General features: G+C 70.6%; 16 protein-coding genes. 1 reads left to right on the plus strand and 15 read right to left on the minus strand.

The features are described 5' to 3' along the window. Positions 1–8: 8 nt before the first annotated feature. The 12 genes from ABCR83_RS22540 to ABCR83_RS22595 form a co-directional block, all read right to left on the minus strand. Positions 9–2,516 carry a RelA/SpoT family protein gene (locus tag ABCR83_RS22540; protein WP_462696945.1) on the minus strand — a complete coding sequence of 836 codons (2,508 nt, stop codon included), beginning with the start codon at positions 2,514–2,516 and terminating at the stop codon, positions 9–11. Between the two features lie 158 nt (positions 2,517–2,674). Then, positions 2,675–3,232, minus strand: a complete 558-nt coding sequence (locus tag ABCR83_RS22545) for an adenine phosphoribosyltransferase (protein WP_462696946.1) — start codon at positions 3,230–3,232, stop codon at positions 2,675–2,677. Next, a complete protein-coding gene (gene secF / locus ABCR83_RS22550) occupies positions 3,229–4,359 on the minus strand; it encodes a protein translocase subunit SecF (protein WP_462696947.1) in 1,131 nt (376 codons plus the stop codon). Before secF ends, ABCR83_RS22545 begins: the two co-directional genes overlap by 4 nt. A gap of 1 nt (position 4,360) precedes the next feature. Next, complete coding sequence (gene secD, locus ABCR83_RS22555) at positions 4,361–6,088, minus strand: protein translocase subunit SecD (protein ID WP_462696948.1); 1,728 nt, start codon at positions 6,086–6,088, stop codon at positions 4,361–4,363. A gap of 147 nt (positions 6,089–6,235) precedes the next feature. Further along, positions 6,236–6,754, minus strand: a complete 519-nt coding sequence (gene yajC, locus ABCR83_RS22560; protein ID WP_462696949.1) for a preprotein translocase subunit YajC — start codon at positions 6,752–6,754, stop codon at positions 6,236–6,238. A 164-nt stretch (positions 6,755–6,918) separates the two neighbouring features. Beyond that, positions 6,919–8,058, minus strand: coding sequence for a Holliday junction branch migration DNA helicase RuvB (gene ruvB, locus ABCR83_RS22565; RefSeq protein ID WP_462696950.1), 1,140 nt, complete (start codon positions 8,056–8,058; stop codon positions 6,919–6,921). A gap of 1 nt (position 8,059) precedes the next feature. Continuing rightward, complete coding sequence (ruvA, locus tag ABCR83_RS22570; protein ID WP_462696951.1) at positions 8,060–8,680, minus strand: Holliday junction branch migration protein RuvA; 621 nt, start codon at positions 8,678–8,680, stop codon at positions 8,060–8,062. Then, positions 8,677–9,228 carry a crossover junction endodeoxyribonuclease RuvC gene (gene ruvC / locus ABCR83_RS22575; RefSeq protein WP_462696952.1) on the minus strand — a complete coding sequence of 184 codons (552 nt, stop codon included), beginning with the start codon at positions 9,226–9,228 and terminating at the stop codon, positions 8,677–8,679. Before ruvC ends, ruvA begins: the two co-directional genes overlap by 4 nt. A gap of 118 nt (positions 9,229–9,346) precedes the next feature. Beyond that, positions 9,347–10,099: a YebC/PmpR family DNA-binding transcriptional regulator gene (locus ABCR83_RS22580; protein WP_462696953.1), complete on the minus strand. Its 753-nt coding sequence runs from the start codon at positions 10,097–10,099 to the stop codon at positions 9,347–9,349. Between the two features lie 89 nt (positions 10,100–10,188). Further along, positions 10,189–10,806, minus strand: coding sequence for a pyridoxal 5'-phosphate synthase glutaminase subunit PdxT (pdxT, locus tag ABCR83_RS22585; protein ID WP_462696954.1), 618 nt, complete (start codon positions 10,804–10,806; stop codon positions 10,189–10,191). 97 nt (positions 10,807–10,903) lie between these two features. Further along, positions 10,904–11,812 carry a pyridoxal 5'-phosphate synthase lyase subunit PdxS gene (gene pdxS / locus ABCR83_RS22590; protein ID WP_462696976.1) on the minus strand — a complete coding sequence of 303 codons (909 nt, stop codon included), beginning with the start codon at positions 11,810–11,812 and terminating at the stop codon, positions 10,904–10,906. 81 nt (positions 11,813–11,893) lie between these two features. After that, a complete protein-coding gene (locus ABCR83_RS22595) occupies positions 11,894–12,448 on the minus strand; it encodes a LemA family protein (RefSeq protein WP_462696955.1) in 555 nt (184 codons plus the stop codon). 176 nt (positions 12,449–12,624) lie between these two features. Here ABCR83_RS22595 and ABCR83_RS22600 point away from each other — a divergent pair, with 176 nt between their 5' ends. Then, positions 12,625–13,314, plus strand: coding sequence for a VC0807 family protein (locus ABCR83_RS22600; RefSeq protein WP_462696956.1), 690 nt, complete (start codon positions 12,625–12,627; stop codon positions 13,312–13,314). Positions 13,315–13,333: 19 nt separating this feature from the next. On the opposite strand, the gene ABCR83_RS22605 is transcribed toward ABCR83_RS22600, so the two are convergent. From ABCR83_RS22605 to pgsA, 3 genes are read right to left on the minus strand one after another with little or no spacing between them, the layout of a single operon-like run. Next, positions 13,334–14,524, minus strand: a complete 1,191-nt coding sequence (locus ABCR83_RS22605; RefSeq protein WP_462696957.1) for a glycosyltransferase family 4 protein — start codon at positions 14,522–14,524, stop codon at positions 13,334–13,336. After that, positions 14,521–15,453, minus strand: coding sequence for a phosphatidylinositol mannoside acyltransferase (locus ABCR83_RS22610; RefSeq protein WP_462696958.1), 933 nt, complete (start codon positions 15,451–15,453; stop codon positions 14,521–14,523). The genes ABCR83_RS22605 and ABCR83_RS22610 overlap by 4 nt, the downstream gene beginning before the upstream one ends. Then, on the minus strand, positions 15,450–16,133 hold the full coding sequence (gene pgsA / locus ABCR83_RS22615; protein ID WP_462696959.1) for a phosphatidylinositol phosphate synthase: 684 nt from the start codon (positions 16,131–16,133) through the stop codon (positions 15,450–15,452). Before pgsA ends, ABCR83_RS22610 begins: the two co-directional genes overlap by 4 nt. Between the last annotated feature and the right edge of the window lie 9 nt (positions 16,134–16,142).

A 16,142-nucleotide genomic window follows, 5' to 3' on the forward strand; every position in this document is an offset into this window, starting at 1 on the left:
CCTGTGGCCTACGGCCTGCGCGCCGACGTCACGCGGTAGACGTCATAGACGCCCTCCACACCGCGCACCGCCTTGAGAACGTGCCCCAGGTGCTTGGGGTCCCCCATCTCGAAGGTGAAGCGCGAGGTGGCGACCCGGTCGCGGGAGGTCTGTACGGCGGCGGAGAGGATGTTGACATGCTGGTCAGACAGCACTCGGGTGACGTCCGACAGCAGCCGGGACCGGTCCAGGGCCTCCACCTGGATGGCCACCAGGAAGACGGACGACTGGGTGGGCGCCCACTCGACGTCGATGATGCGCTCGGGCTGCTGGGAGAGCGAGTCGACATTGACGCAGTCGGCCCGGTGGACGGAGATGCCGTTGCCCCGGGTGACAAAGCCGATGATGGGGTCGCCGGGCACGGGCGTACAGCAGCGGGCCAGCTTGACCCACACATCGTCCACGCCCTTGACCACCACGCCCGGGTCGGCACTGGAGCGCCGCTTGGAGCGGGTGCGGATCGGGGCGGACTCCTCGATGTCCTCGGTCGCCGCGTCCTCGCCGCCCAGGGCCTGGACCAGCTTCTGCACCACGCCCTGGGCCGCGACATGGCCCTCACCAATGGCCGCGTAGAGCGAGGAGATGTCGGGGTAGCGCATCTCGTGCGCGAGGGTGACCAGCGAGTCGCCCGTCAGGATCCGCTGGATCGGCAGGTTCTGCTTGCGCATCGCCCGGGCGATGGCGTCCTTGCCCTGCTCGATAGCCTCGTCGCGGCGCTCCTTGGAGAACCAGGCGCGGATCTTGTTGCGGGCGCGGGGGGACTTGACGAAGCCCAGCCAGTCCCGCGACGGGGCGGCACCGGGCGCCTTGGAGGTGAAGACCTCCACCAAGTCGCCGTTGTCCAGGGTCGATTCGAGCGGTACCAGCCGCCCGTTGACCCGGGCGCCTATGGTGCGGTGGCCGACCTCGGTGTGCACCGCATAGGCGAAGTCGACCGGGGTGGCACCGGCCGGGAGTGCTATGACATCGCCCTTCGGCGTGAAGACGAAGACCTCGTTGCGCGAGAGGTCAAAGCGCAGGGACTCCAGGAACTCGCCCGGGTCCTCGGTCTCCTTCTGCCAGTCGAGCAACTGCCGCAGCCAGGCCATGTCATTGACGGTGTCCTGGTTCTTGCCGGCGTTCTTCGGCACATCCGTACGGATCTTGGAGGCACCGGCCACGGCCTCCTGCTTGTACTTCCAGTGTGCGGCGATGCCGTACTCGGCGCGGCGGTGCATGTCGAAGGTGCGGATCTGCAGTTCGACGGGCTTGCCGCTGGGACCTATGACCGTGGTGTGCAGCGACTGGTACATGTTGAACTTGGGCATCGCGATGTAGTCCTTGAACCGCCCGGGCACCGGGTTCCACCGGGCGTGGACGGTGCCGAGTGCCGCATAGCAGTCGCGGACGGTGTCGACCAGGACGCGGATGCCCACCAGGTCGTAGATCTCCGCGAAGTCCCGGCCCCGCACGATCATCTTCTGGTAGACGCTGTAGTAGTGCTTCGGGCGGCCGGTGACGGTGGCCTTGATCCGGGCGGCGCGCAGATCGGCCTGGACCTCGTCGGTGACAATGGCCAGGTACTCGTCCCGCTTGGGGGCCCGCTCGGCGACCAGCCGCACGATCTCGTCGTACATCTTGGGGTAGAGGATCGCGAAGGCGAGGTCCTCCAGCTCCCACTTGATGGTGTTCATGCCCAGCCGGTGCGCCAGCGGGGCGTAGATCTCGAGGGTCTCGCGGGCCTTCTTCTCCTGCTTCTCCCGCTTGAGGTAGCGCATGGTGCGCATGTTGTGCAGCCGGTCGGCGAGCTTGATGACCAGGACCCGCGGGTCCTTGGCCATGGCGACGACCATCTTGCGCACGGTCTCGGCCTGGGCGGCCTCGCCGAACTTGACCTTGTCGAGCTTGGTGACGCCGTCCACCAGCAGGGCGACCTGGTCGCCGAAGTCGCGGCGCAGCGTGTCCAGGCCGTACTCGGTGTCCTCGACCGTGTCGTGCAGCAGGCCCGCCATCAGGGTGGCCGGATCCATGCCCAGCTCGGCGAGGATCGTGGTGACGGCGAGCGGGTGGGTGATGTACGGATCGCCGCTCTTGCGCTTCTGGCCGCGGTGCCAGCGCTCGGCGACCTGGTAGGCCCGCTCGATCTGGCGCAGGGTGGTGGCGTCGGCCTTGGGATCGTTTCCGCGGACGATGCGCAGCAGCGGCTCGAGGACCGGGTTGTACGGGCTCTGGCGCTGGACGCCGAGGCGGGCGAGGCGGGCCCGTACCCGGCTGGAGGAGCCGGAGCGGGACGGGGAGCCCGAGGGGGTCGGCCGGGCCGGGCCGGCGGACGCGGGGGGCTGCGGGACGGGCTTGTCCTTCGGTTCGGCCGTGGGCTTCTCGGCCGTGGGTGCGGCCTGCGGCTCGCCCGGTCCGCTGGGCGTGCCCGTGACCGCCGCGGCCTGGGACGTCTGCTTTTCCGGTTGTGCGGCGGTGAGCGGCTGGGCCTTGTCTGGCAAGAGCACTCCTCATGCGGGGTCCGGTCCCCCGAACAGGTCCGGACTGCCATGGTATCGATCCCGGCCACCGGACTGCCGCCTGCCCGGCAACCGGTAAGGACGCAGCAGGCGGGCCCCGGGGTTCTCTCCCGGGGCCCGCCTGTCCGTCGTGGGGCCGGTCAGATCTGGATCAGTGCGTCCAGCGGCGCCCCGTCGAGGACGTTTTCCAGCCGTCGGCGGCCGTTCAGAAAACCGAGCTCCATCAGCACGGCGACGCCCGCCACTTCGGCACCGGCCCGGCGGATCAGCTTCAGCGACGCTTCGGCCGTGCCGCCGGTGGCCAGTACGTCGTCGATGACGAGCACCCGCTCGCCCGCTCCCAGCGCCTCGGCGTGGATCTCTATCTCGGCCGTGCCGTACTCCAGCTCATACGCCTGGGACAGCGTCGCGCCCGGGAGCTTGCCCGCCTTGCGCACGGGTACAAAGCCGACTCCGGCGCGGACCGCCACCGGGGCCGCCAGGATGAAACCGCGGGCCTCCAGGCCGACGATCTTGTCGGCGTGGTGGCGCTCGCACAGCTCGGCGAGGGCGTCGGTGAGTGCGGCGAACGCCTGGGCGTCGGCGAGCAGCGGGGTGATGTCCTTGAAGACCACCCCCGGCCTGGGGTAGTCGGGCACATCGTGGATTCGGCTGAGCAGCAGGTCACGAAGGGTGTGGTCGGCGTTTTTGACGCTCATCGGCGCTTCCCCTGGGTACGGCCGCGGCCACCGCGGCTGCGGCTCGCCGGCTGACGGCGCTGGCCGACGACTCCGGCCGGGGATGCGTCGTCCGGCTCGTCGTCCGCGTCCGGCGCCTCCTCCGGTACGGCGTCCTCCGGACCGGAGTCGGCCTTGGCCGCCTGGGCGGCGCGCCGTGCGCGCACCCGCTTGGCCAGGGCCTTCATCTGCGGGTCGCGCTCCTTGAGGTCGGCGACCAGCGGGGTGGCGATGAAGATCGAGGAGTAGGCGCCGGCCGCGAGGCCGACGAACAGCGCCAGGGAGATGTCGTTGAGCATGCCGGCGCCGAGGAAGCCGCCGCCGATGAACAGCAGACCGGCGACCGGGAGCAGCGCCACGACCGTGGTGTTGATGGAGCGCACCAGGGTGCCGTTGAGGCTGCGGTTGGCGATCTCGCCATAGGTCCAGCGGGTCTGCTTGGTGATGTCCTTGGCGCTCTCCTTGAGGCCGTCAAAGACGACCACGGTGTCGTAGAGCGAGTAGCCGAGGATGGTCAGCAGACCGATGACGGTGCCGGGGGTGACCTCGAAGCCGACCAGCGCATAGATGCCGACGGTGATGGTGAGGTCGTGGATCAGGGCGATCAGGGCGGCGAGTGCCATCCGCCATTCGAAGGCGACAGCGAGGTAGACCACCACCAGGATCATAAAGATCACCAGGCCGGTCCAGGCCTTGTTGGCGATCTCGTCACCCCAGCTCGGGCCGACGATGTCGGTGTTGATGTCCTTGGTCGGGACGTCGAGCTTCTTGGCCAGGGCCGCCTGGGTCTTGAGGGAATCCTTGGTTTCCAGCTCGCTCACCTGGATCATGAGCGTGCCGTTCCCGCGCTTCTGGGCCGTGGCGGTGTGGCCCGAGGCATCCTCCGCCACCCGCTTGGCCTGGTCGGCGCTGACCGAGGTCTTGGGCGTGGTGAAGGACGCGCCGCCGGAGAACTCGATGCCCATGTTCAGGCCGCGCACCGCCAGGCCGACGATGGCCGTGATGGTGATGAGGATCGAGATGCCGTACCAGATCTTCCGCTTGCCGACGAAGTCATAGCCGACCTCGCCTCGGTAGAGCCGGGCGCCGAGAGTGCCGAGTCGCGACATCTCACGCCTCCTTCGGGTCGACGGGAGCGGAAGGACGGCGGCGGGAGGCCCGCAGCGGGGGCCTGGCACCGAGCCGCTTGGGGTCGAGGCCGGACCACGGGTGGCCGCTGGCGAAGAACTTGCGGCGGGCGAGGAGCGTCATCAGCGGCTTGGTGAACAGGAAGACCACCACCACGTCGAGGAGCGTGGTCAGTCCCAGGGTGAAGGCGAAGCCCTGCACCTTGCCGACGGTGACGATGAAGAGCACCGCGGCCGCCAGGAAGGATACGAAGTCGGAGACCAGGATGGTGCGGCGGGCCCGCGGCCAGGCTCGCTCGACGGAGGGGCGCAGCGTGCGGCCCTCGCGGATCTCGTCCCGGATCCGTTCGAAGTAGACGATGAACGAGTCGGCTGTGATGCCGATCGCCACGATGGCACCGCAGACGGCCGGGAGGTTCAGCGCGAAGCCGATGGCCGGGCCCAGCAGGACCATGATCGTGTAGGTGAGCACCGCCGAGCAGGCGAGGCTGGCGAGGGCGACGAGCGCGAGGCCGCGGTAGTAGGCCACCAGGTAGATGATCACGAGACCGAGGCCGATGGCACCGGCGATCAGGCCCGCGTGCAGCTGCTCGCCGCCGAGTGCGGCGCTGACGGTGGTCTCGGTGACGATCTTGAACGACAGCGGCAGGGCGCCATAGGCCAGGACGTTGGCCAGGTCTTCGGCGCTGGACTGGGTGAAGCTGCCGCTGATTTCCGCGCTGCCGCCGGCGATGGAGGAACTCACCCGGGGAGAGGAGACCGACTCGCCGTCGAGGACGATCGCGAAGCGGTTCTGCGGGTCGGTCTTGGTGGCGAGCTGGCCGGTGATGTCGGCGAACTTCTTGGCGCCGCTGCTGTTGAACTTCAGCGTGACGATCCAGCCCGCACCCCGCTGGGTGTCGAGGACCGCCTTGGCGCCGGTGACGGTCTTGCCCTCGATGCCGACCGGGCCCAGCAGGAGCTTCTCCCGGCCGTCCTTCTCGCAGACCACCACATTGTCGGTCGCCTTGGCGAGGCCGGCCTTCTTCGCCGCCTCGGAACGCGCCTTGGGGGTGGAGCAGTCGAGGGCCGCGAACTGCTTCTGCAGGTCGTCGGAGGGCGCGGGCGGCTTGGGAGCCTGGGGCGCCTTCAGGGCGTCGGTGACGGCCCGGCCCTGTGCCGACGGGCCGGCCGAGGACCCGGGCGCGGACGCGCTGGGCGTGCCGGACGGCTTGTTCTTGTCGTCCTTGCCCTTCTTGTCGTCGCCCTTCTTGCCCTTGTCGCCCGCCGAGCTGCTCGGTGCGGGCTCGGGCATCTTGCCGCCGGGAGCGGAGGTCAGCACCGGCCGGAATGTGAGCAGGGCGGTGGTACCGACCTGCTGGCGCGCCTGGTCCGGGTTGGTCCCCTTGGGGATGTTCACGATGATGTGGTTCTTGCCCTGCGTCTGGACCTCGGACTCGGAAACACCGAGCCCGTTGACACGCCGGTTGATGATGCCGACGGCGGTGTTCATATTGGTCGAATTGATCGCATTGGGCTTGCCCGGATCATTCTTGGCCTCAAGCGTGAAGCTGGTGCCGCCCGCGAGGTCGATGCCCAACCGCGGTGTGACGTGTCCGGAGGCGAACATTCCCCCGGTGAGCGCCACCATCGCGATCAGGATCAGCGCCAGGACTCTGCCCGGCCTGCCCTGGCCGCCCGGGGACCTGCGGCCCTTCTTCGGTGCTGCCACCTTGTCGTTTCTCCCTGTCCAACCGCCGGGCATCGGGTTGTTCGCCGGGCGGCCACGAAATTTGTGGGGACTGCCCCCGCCGGAGCCTAGACCGTCAGGGAACCGCGGCGCACCGAGCGGTGGGTGCGCCGCGGTTCCCGCAAGGGACTACTTGGCGTCGGTGCCGCCGTCGCCCTTGCCGTTCCGCTGGGCGTCCTTGGTCTCCGCCTGCTCCGCCTCACCGGCCTTGCCGGCCCGCTCCGAGGTGTCCTCGGCGGCCTTCTCCGTGGTGTCCTTGCCGAGGTCGATCTTCTTGTCCTCGGCCTTCTCACCGGCCGGGGCCTCGTCCTCGGTCAGCGAGGAGACATCGTCCGGAACGACCGGGGCGCCGGACTCCGCCGCCTCGATCCCGTGGAGAATGCGGTTGTACTCCTCGTCCTCCAGCACGGCGCCGATGGAGTTCTTGGCATAGATCGCGTGGACGCCCGGGGCGACCTCGAGGAGGACCGAGTCCTCGCTGACCTCCTTGACGGTGGCGTACATGCCGCCAATCGTCCGCACACCGGTGCCCGGCTGCATCTGCTCGCGCATATTCGCAGCCTGGCGCTGCTTGTTCTTGGCCGAGCGGGTCATCAGGAACATGGCCCCGATAAGCACGATGAACGGCAGGAGAGTCATGATATTCACGGGACGGGATTTCCTTCACACGACCGCAGGGGGGACGCGGCCTGGTCTACGGGGTGGTATGCCGCACGATATGGACGGCATCGGCGGAGTCTAAGCGAGTCCGCGCCTATGGAACAACGCCCAGCATGGCACCCGGGTTCCTGACCCGACCAGCCCCCGCGCCGTCACTCGCCGAAGAGTTCCCGCCGGCCGGGACCGCCCATGACCTGCTGGGGGGGCGCCAGTCCGAGGTGTGACCAGGCCGCCGGGGTGGCGACCCGGCCCCTGGGGGTACGCGCCAGCAGCCCCTCCCGCACCAGGAAGGGCTCGGCGACCTCCTCCACCGTCTCACGCTCCTCGCCGACGGCCACGGCGAGGGTGGACAGCCCGACCGGCCCGCCGCCGAAGAGCTTGAGCAGTGCCGTGAGCACGGCGCGGTCCAGGCGGTCGAGGCCGCGGCCGTCCACCTCGTAGACCTGGAGTGCCTGGGCGGCCACCGCACGGGTGACGACTCCGTCGGCCTTGACCTGGGCGTAGTCGCGGACCCGGCGCAGCAGACGGTTGGCGATGCGCGGGGTGCCGCGGGACCGGCCGGCGATCTCGGCCGCGCCTTCGTCCGCCGTCTCGACGTCCAGCAGCCGGGCCGAGCGGTTGATCACGCGCTGGAGTTCGGCCGGGCTGTAGAACTCCATGTGCCCGGTGAAGCCGAACCGGTCGCGCAGCGGGGGCGGCAGCAGTCCGGCGCGGGTGGTGGCGCCGACGAGCGTGAAGGGCGGAAGTTCCAGGGGGATGGCGGTGGCGCCGGGGCCCTTGCCGACGACGACATCGACCCGGAAGTCCTCCATGGCCATGTAGAGCATCTCCTCGGCGGGCCGGGACATGCGGTGGATCTCGTCGAGGAAGAGCACCTCTCCCTCGGTGAGCGAGGAGAGGATCGCGGCCAGATCGCCTGCGTGCTGGATGGCGGGGCCCGAGGTGATGCGGATGGGGGCCGCCATCTCGGCGGCGATGATCATCGACAGGGTGGTCTTGCCGAGCCCCGGGGCGCCGGACAACAGGACGTGGTCGGCGGTGGCGCCACGGCGGCGGGCGGCCTTCAGGACGAGGTCGAGCTGCTCGCGGACCCGCTCCTGCCCGACGAACTCCCCGAGGTCCTTGGGCCGCAGCGCGGCCTCGACGGCCTGGTCCTCCCCATCGGCGTCGGACCCGACGAGCCGCTCGCCCGCGGACAGGCCGGTGGTGGTCGTGGGTACGGACTCGTCATCCCGGTGCACGGGGGAAGCCTCACGGTCGGTGGCGGTCGGTCCGCCGGTCTCGGTGTCCATCTCAGCGGGCCCGGTTCAGGGTCTGCAATGCGGCCCGCAGCAGCTGGGCGACCTGCGGTTGGGTGCCTTCCGCCAGGGCCGCCTCGGCCCGGGGGGCCACGGCGTCGACGGCCGTGTCCGCCTCGCGGGCGGCATAGCCGAGGCCGACGAGTGCCGTGTGCAGCTGCTCCCGCCAGGCCGCGCCGGCCGCGGGCCTGGCCGACGGCACGGCGGCGGCAAGCGGCGCGCCCAGGCGGTCCTTCAGCTCCAGGAGCAGCTTCTGCGCCCCCTTCTTCCCGATGCCGGGCACGGCGATGAGCGCCTTCTCGTCGCCGGAGGCGAAGGCCCGGCGCAGCGCGTCCGGAGAGTGCACGGCGAGCATGGCCTGGGCCAGCCGGGGGCCGACGCCGCTGGCGGTCTGCAGCAGTTCAAAGGTCTGCCGCTCGTCATCGTCGGCGAAGCCATAGAGCGTCAGGGAGTCCTCGCGGACGACGAGGGAGGTGGCGAGTCGGGCCGGCTGGCCGACCCGCAGGCCGGAGAGGGTGTTCGGCGCGCACTGGACGGCCATGCCGATGCCGCCGACCTCGACGACGGCGGTGTCCGGGCCGAGGGCCGCTACGGGGCCGGAGACGAACGCGATCATCGGGTGCCCTTCGGAAGTCGTGCGGGAGCGGTGGCGCGGCGATGGGCGGCGACCGCCTCTTGCAGCCGGCCGGCGGCCGGGGCGCGCCAGATGTGGCAGATGGCCAGGGCGAGTGCGTCCGCGGCGTCCGCGGGCCGGGGGGGTGCGTCGAGCCGCAGCACCCGGGTGACCATGGCGCCGACCTGGGCCTTGTCGGCCCGGCCGGAGCCGGTGACGGCGGCCTTGACCTCACTGGGGGTGTGCAGGGCGACGGGCAGCCCGCGGCGGGCGGCGCAGAGCATGGCGACGGCGCTGGCCTGGGCGGTGCCCATGACCGTACGCACATTGTGCTGGCTGAACACCCGCTCCACGGCGACGCGTTCGGGCCGGTGCTCGTCGAGCCACTGCTCCATGCCGCGCTCGATGAGGACGAGCCGCTCGGCGGTGTCGGCCTCCGCCGGGGTCCGTACCACTCCGACGCCGACCATGCGCAGGGGGCGGCCGGGAACGCCCTCCACCACTCCCACCCCGCAGCGGGTCAGCCCCGGGTCCACTCCCAGCACGCGCACTGCGCCCCTCCCTTCGGTCGTCTGCTCTCGCAGGCTAGCGGCTGCCACTGACAATGGCTCAGGACGCCGACGGGCCGACGGGGATGTGTTCCCGTCGGCCCGTTCGCCCAGGTCACTCTCAGACGTCGACCTTGGCCATGACCTCGTCGGAGACGTCGAAGTTGGCGAAGACGTTCTGGACGTCGTCGCTGTCCTCCAGCGCGTCGATCAGCTTGAAGATCTTGCGGGCGCCTTCCTCGTCGAGCTCCACCTGCATGGTGGGCACGAAGTTGGCCTCGGCCGAGTCGTAGTCGATGCCCTCCTTCTGCAGCGCGGTGCGGACCGCGACCAGATCGGTGGCCTCGCTGAGGACCTCGAAGCTCTCGCCGAGGTCGTTGACCTCTTCCGCACCGGCGTCCAGGACCGCGCCGAGCACGTCGTCCTCGGTGAGCCCGCCCTTGGGGACGATCACCACACCCTTGCGGTTGAAGAGGTACGACACCGAGCCGGGGTCGGCCATCGAGCCGCCGTTGCGGGTCATGGCGACGCGGACGTCGGAGGCGGCGCGGTTGCGGTTGTCGGTGAGGCACTCGATGAGCACCGCGACACCGTTGGGGCCGTAGCCCTCGTACATGATCGTCTCGTAGTCGGCGCCACCCGCCTCGAGACCGGCGCCGCGCTTGACGGCGCTGTCGATGTTCTTGTTGGGGACCGAGCTCTTCTTCGCCTTCTGGATGGCGTCGTAGAGCGTCGGGTTGCCGTCCGGGTCGGCGCCGCCGGTGCGGGCCGCGACCTCGATGTTCTTGATCAGCTTCGCGAAGAGCTTGCCGCGCTTGGCGTCGATCACGGCCTTCTTGTGCTTCGTCGTAGCCCATTTAGAGTGGCCGGACATCCGCCTGTCTCCTTCGCGTAACCATGTTTCTGTACGAACGCGTGTGATCCTACCGGGATCCGGCCCACCCGTCGCCCGGCCGCCTCTCCTCATGGAGTGCCGGCACGCGCGCCTTCCGGGTGCGCGGCGCGCACCATCTCCACGAACAGGCCGTGCACCCGGTGATCGCCGGTGAGCTCCGGATGGAAGGACGTGGCCAGCACGTTTCCCTGGCGCACGGCGACCGTGTGGCCGTCGTGCGCCGCGAGCACCTCGACCGCCGCGCCGGTGGACTCGACCCAGGGCGCGCGGATGAAGACCCCTTCCACCGGGCCGCCGTTGACACCGGTCATCTCGACCGCGGCCTCGAAGGACTCGTTCTGGCGGCCGAAGGCATTGCGGCGGACGATCATGTCGATGGCGCCGAGGGTCTGCTGGTCGTCCCGGCCGTCCAGCAGTTTGCCGGCCAGCATGATCATGCCGGCGCAGGTGCCGTAGACCGGCAGGCCGGCCCGGATCCGCTCGCGCAGCGGTTCCAGCATTCCGAAGGCGACCGCGAGCTTGGACATGGTGGTGGACTCGCCACCGGGTATCACCAGCCCGTCGACCGCGGCGAGTTCCTCGGGACGGCGGACCGGGCGGGCCACCGCGTCGGCCGCCGCGAGGGCGGCCAGGTGCTCGCGGACGTCGCCCTGGAGGGCGAGGACGCCGATGGTGGGGGTGGACACGGGTACTGCCTTTCGGAGTTGGCTGGTGGACGCCGGCGGGCGGCCCGCCGCCGGGCGGGCCGCCGCCGGGCGGGCCGCCCATCCGTGAAGGCGTGGGTCACCAACCGCGGTTGGCGTAGCGCTCGGCCTCGGGGAGGGTGTCGCAGTTGATGCCGACCATGGCCTCGCCCAGGTTGCGGGAGGCATCGGCGATGATCTTCGGGTCGTCGTAGAAGGTGGTGGCCTTCACAATGGCGGCGGCGCGCTTGGCCGGGTCGCCGGACTTGAAGATGCCGGAGCCGACGAACACGCCCTCGGCACCGAGCTGGCGCATCAGCGCAGCATCGGCGGGCGTGGCGACGCCGCCGGCGGAGAACAGCACGACCGGCAGCTTGCCGAGCCCGGCGACCTCCTTGACCAGCTCGTACGGGGCCCGCAGCTCCTTGGCCGCGGCGTAGAGTTCGTTGTTGTCGAAGGCCCGCAGCCGGCCGATCTCGTTCTTGATCTGGCGCAGGTGGCGCACGGCCTCGACCACGTTGCCGGTGCCCGCCTCGCCCTTGGAACGGATCATGGCCGCGCCCTCGGCGATGCGGCGCAGCGCCTCGCCCAGGTTGGTGGCGCCACAGACGAAGGGGGTGGTGAAGGCCCACTTGTCACTGTGGTTGACCTCGTCGGCGGGGGTGAGGACCTCGGACTCGTCGATGTAGTCGACCCCGAGCGACTGCAGGACCTGGGCCTCGACGAAGTGGCCGATGCGGGACTTGGCCATCACGGGGATGGAGACGGCGTCGATGATGCCCTCGATCATGTCCGGGTCGGACATGCGGGCCACCCCGCCGTCCTTGCGGATGTCCGCGGGCACCCGCTCCAGGGCCATCACCGCGACCGCACCGGCGTCCTCGGCGATCTTGGCCTGCTCGGGCGTGACAACGTCCATGATCACGCCACCCTTGAGCTGCTCGGCCATGCCGCGCTTGACGCGCGCGGTACCGGTCTCAGGGGTCTGGGTGGAGGGGCTGGACACGATGTGACCTCACTATCAAGGGCGGCGATGCTGCAGCGTCATCAAACCCATCCCGCGAGTGAGGGAAAAAGAGCCAATCCGAGGTCAGTGGCTTGTCGGTTCGGCCAGCGCCACCGGTGGTTCGTCGTCCATCTCGAAGGCCAGCGGGAACGGGGCATGGCCCGCCAGCCGGAACCAGCGCACCACCCGGTGGGTGCGCACCGCACGCGCGGCACGCACCGCGTCGTTGTGGAACCGCCGGGCCATCGGTACCCGGCGCACGGCCTGGTTGAGCTCCCCCAGCGACTCCTCGCCTCCCGGTGCCTGCCGGACGGCCTCGACCTGCGGGGACTCGGCGAGGACCGCCCGCAGCGCCTGGCTCAACTCGCTCTCGGCGACTTCCCGTTGCTCCTCCTCGGCCTGGCGGGCGGCGTGCGCGGCCTGGTAGAGGACGATCGAGGCGGCCGGATCGAGGACACCGGCGGTGGCGAGTTCCTGGGCCACCGAGGCGCGCCGCAGCAGCTGGGCGTCGAGGGCCGCCCGGGCCGCGTCGATGCGGCTGTGCAGCCGGTCCAGACGGCCCGCGGTCCAGCTCAGGTAGAGGCCGATGACGACGAGGGCGGCCGCGATCCAGATGAGACCCCACAGAGAACCAGTCACGCCGGGCCACAGTACCGGGATCTCCCCCGGGTGCCGCTCCACCCGGGGGTGGAGGCCCGGGTGGAGCGGTACCCGGGCCGGCCTCGGCCCGTGCTCCGATCCATCTGCACCCGCCCGGCACCTAGCGTCGGTGGGGCAACGAGCTACCGGATCCACCCAGGCAGGGGAAGCACTCCATGGAAAGGCAAGAACACCACGAGGGCGGCCGGGCGCGCGCCGGACGCGCTCTCCTCACCGCACTGACCGTCAACATCCTGCTGCCGCTCATGCTGTACTACCTGCTCCGCGGTCAGGGCACTCCCCAGTGGCAGGCACTGCTGCTGAGCAGTGCGCCACCCGCGGTGCACGCGCTGGTCACGGCCGTCACCCAGCGCCGCGCCGAGTTCTTCGGGCTCTTCGTCCCGGTACTGCTCGCGGTGTCGGCGGCGACCTCGCCGATCGGTGGCGACCCGAGGACGCTGCTGCTGAAGGACGCCGCGATCCCGGCCGCGCTGGGGCTGTGGATGGCGGGCACGCTGTTCGCCGAGCGGCCCTTCGCCTTCCGGCTCGGCCGGCAGCTCCGTTCCGGGGCCGCCTCCGAGTCGGCCGAGCAACACTGGCTGGGCGCACCCGCGTTCAGGACGGCGCTGCGCTCGCTCACCCTGCTGTGGGCCTGCGGTCAGTTCCTGGACGCCGGTCTGAGTACCGTCGAGGCACTGGCGCTTCCCGTCGACTCGGTCCCGGTGATCGGCCGGTTCCAGTCCTTCGCACTGATCGGCCTGGTCGCGGTGATCACGGTGCGCCGCAGCCGCCGCTTCCGGGAGCAGCACGGAATACCTCTGTTCGGGGCCGGTTCAGCCCATCAGCCCATCGGACCGACGGGCTGAACCGGCCCCGAACCGCCCGCTAGTCCCGGGCAAGCCCCAACCGGGCCAGCAGCCCGATGCGTTCGTCGGCGGCCACCGAGGCCGCCCCGGCCGCCACCGTCTCATAGACGGCGAGAATGTCCGCCCCGACCGTGGACCAGTCGAAACGGCGGACATGCTTGCTGCCCCGCTCGCTGAGCTCGGCCCGGCGGGCGGGGTCGCCGAGGAGCCGTACGGCGGCCGCCGCGAGCGCGTCGGCGTCCTCGTTGGCGAACAGCTCGCCCGCCGCGCCCTGGTCGAGCACCTGAGCGAAGGCGTCCAGGTCGCTGGCGAGTACGGGCACACCCGCCGACATCGCCTCGACGAGGACGATGCCGAAGGACTCGCCACCGGTGTTGGGAGCCACATAGAGATCGACGCTGCGCAGCAGCCGCGCCTTGTCCTCGTCACTGACCATGCCGAGGAACTCGACGCGGTCGCGCATCCCGGCGGGCAGCCCGGCGACGGCCTCCTCCTCGTCGCCCCGCCCGGCGACCAGCAGCCGGGTTCCGGGGCGGGCCGCGAGGATCTTGGGTATGGCCCGCATCAGGACGGGCAGGCCCTTGCGCGGCTCGTCGATCCGGCCGATGAAGCCGATCGTCCCCGGCCGGCCGTCCCCGGGGGTGCCCGCACCGCCCGTCCACTCGGGCTTGGGCTCCGCCTGGGCGAAGAACCCGACGTCGACACCGTTGGGGATGACGACGGCATCGCCCCCGAGGTGCTCGACCAGGGTCCTTCGCGCGTATTCGCTCACCGCGATCCGGGCGCTGATCTTCTCCAGCGCGGGCTGCAGGATCGGATAGGCCGCGATCATCGCCCGGGAGCGGGGATTGGAGGTGTGGAAGGTCGCCACGATGGGTCCCTGGGCGGCCCAGCACGACAGCAGCCCGAGCGAGGGTGAGGTGGGCTCATGGATGTGGATGACGTCGAAGTCGCCCTCGTGCAGCCAGCGGCGGACGCGTGCGGCGGAGAGGAAGCCGAAGTTGAGCCGGGCCACCGAGCCGTTGTACGGGACGGGCACCGCCCGGCCCGCCGAGACCACAAAGGGCGGCAGCGGCGTCTCGTCGTCGGCCGGGGCGAGCACCGACACCTGGTGGCCCAGCCGGATGAGGTGCTCGGCAAGGTCCCTGATGTGGAACTGGACGCCGCCGGGGACGTCCCACGAATACGGACAGACGATCCCGATCCTCAAGGTTTCTCCGTTCCGGAGCTCTGGTCGGGGTGGCGTCCGGCCCGCGGTTCGAGATCGGCGAGCCAGAGTCGCTGCAGCATGTGCCAGTCCTGCGGGTGGGCGGCAATGCCCTCGGCGAAGACATCCGCCAGCCGCTGCGTCATCACCGCGGCCTGCTCCGCCCGGGTGCCGGTGCCGGGCGCCTCGACGGGCGGGTGGACGCGGCCCTGCAGCACCGGTGACCGGTCGTACCAGAGGGTGACCGGCAGCAGCAGTGCCCCCGTCTGCAGGGCGAGCCGGGCCGGGCCGGCCGGCATCTTGGCTGCCTCGCCGAAGAAGGTGACCTCCACCCCGGACGCCGACAGATCGCGGTCGGCGACCAGGCAGACCAGCCCCCCGGCCCTCAGCCGCCGGGAGAGCGTGCCGAAGGCACTGCCCCCCGAGTGCGGCAGGACCTCCATGCCCAGCCCCTCGCGGTAGGCCACGAACCGGTCGTAGAGCGTCTCGGGCTTCAGTCGCTCGGCCACGGTCGTGAAGGGCACCCCCAGTCTGGTGGTGACCCAGGCCCCGGCCAGGTCGTAGTTGGCCATGTGCGGCAGGGCCAGCACCACACCGCGCCCGCTCGCCAGGCCGTCCACCAGATGGTGCACATCCTGCGGCGCGAAGCCGCCGCGGACCCGGTCCCTGCTCCAGGCGGGCAGCCGGAAGGACTCCATCCAGTAGCGCAGGTAGGAGCGCATGCCCGCCCTGGACAGCTCGGCCAGCCGGCCGGGCCCGGCATCGGGGACCACCCGGGCGAGATTGGCCTCCAGCCGCAGCACACCCTTGCCGCGCCGTCGCCAGGCGAGGTCGGCGACCAGCTGTCCCAGCCCCGTCGCCGCCGGCTCGGGGAGCCTTTTGACCGCCCCCCAGCCGAGCCCGTACAACGCGTCGGTCAGCCCCTCCCTCACGCTGTCCCTCCTCCACCGCCCTGGTCGGCGGATCCCCCACCACCCGGTCCGGCGTCCAGCTCGGCGGCCTCTCGGCGCACGGTGACCACGCGCTGGATCAGGGTGATGAGGCTGCCGACGGCCACGATCCACAGCGCGATGGGCAGCAGCACCTGAATGCCCGGCACGCCGAACTTGTGCAGTCCGGAGAAGCCACAGGCCACCAGCGAGATCACCAGCCGCTCGGCCCGCTCGACCAGGCCGTTGACCTTGACCGGCAGCCCGATGCTCTCACCGCGCGCCTTGGTGTACGAGACCACCTGGCCACTGGCGAGGCAGAAGATCGCCACCGCGCACAGCAGGAGACTGTCACCGCGCCCCGCGTACCAGAGGGCGAGCCCACCGAAGATCGCCGAGTCGGCGACCCGGTCGAGGGTGGAGTCGAGGAACGCCCCCCATCGGCTGGAACGGCCCAGCTGGCGGGCCATGTTGCCGTCCACCAGGTCCGAGAACACAAACAGGGTGATGACAACGGTGCCCCAGAAGAACTCCCCCTGGGGGTAGAAGACCAGCGCACCCGCCACCACACCACCGGTACCGATGAGGGTCACCGCGTCGGGGCTGACGCCGATTCGGATGAGCAGGGCGGCGAACGGCGTGAGAACACGCGTGAAGAACGCACGCGCGTACTTGTTCAGCATGGCCTTCCC

Source organism: Streptomyces xingningensis, from assembly GCF_054957865.1.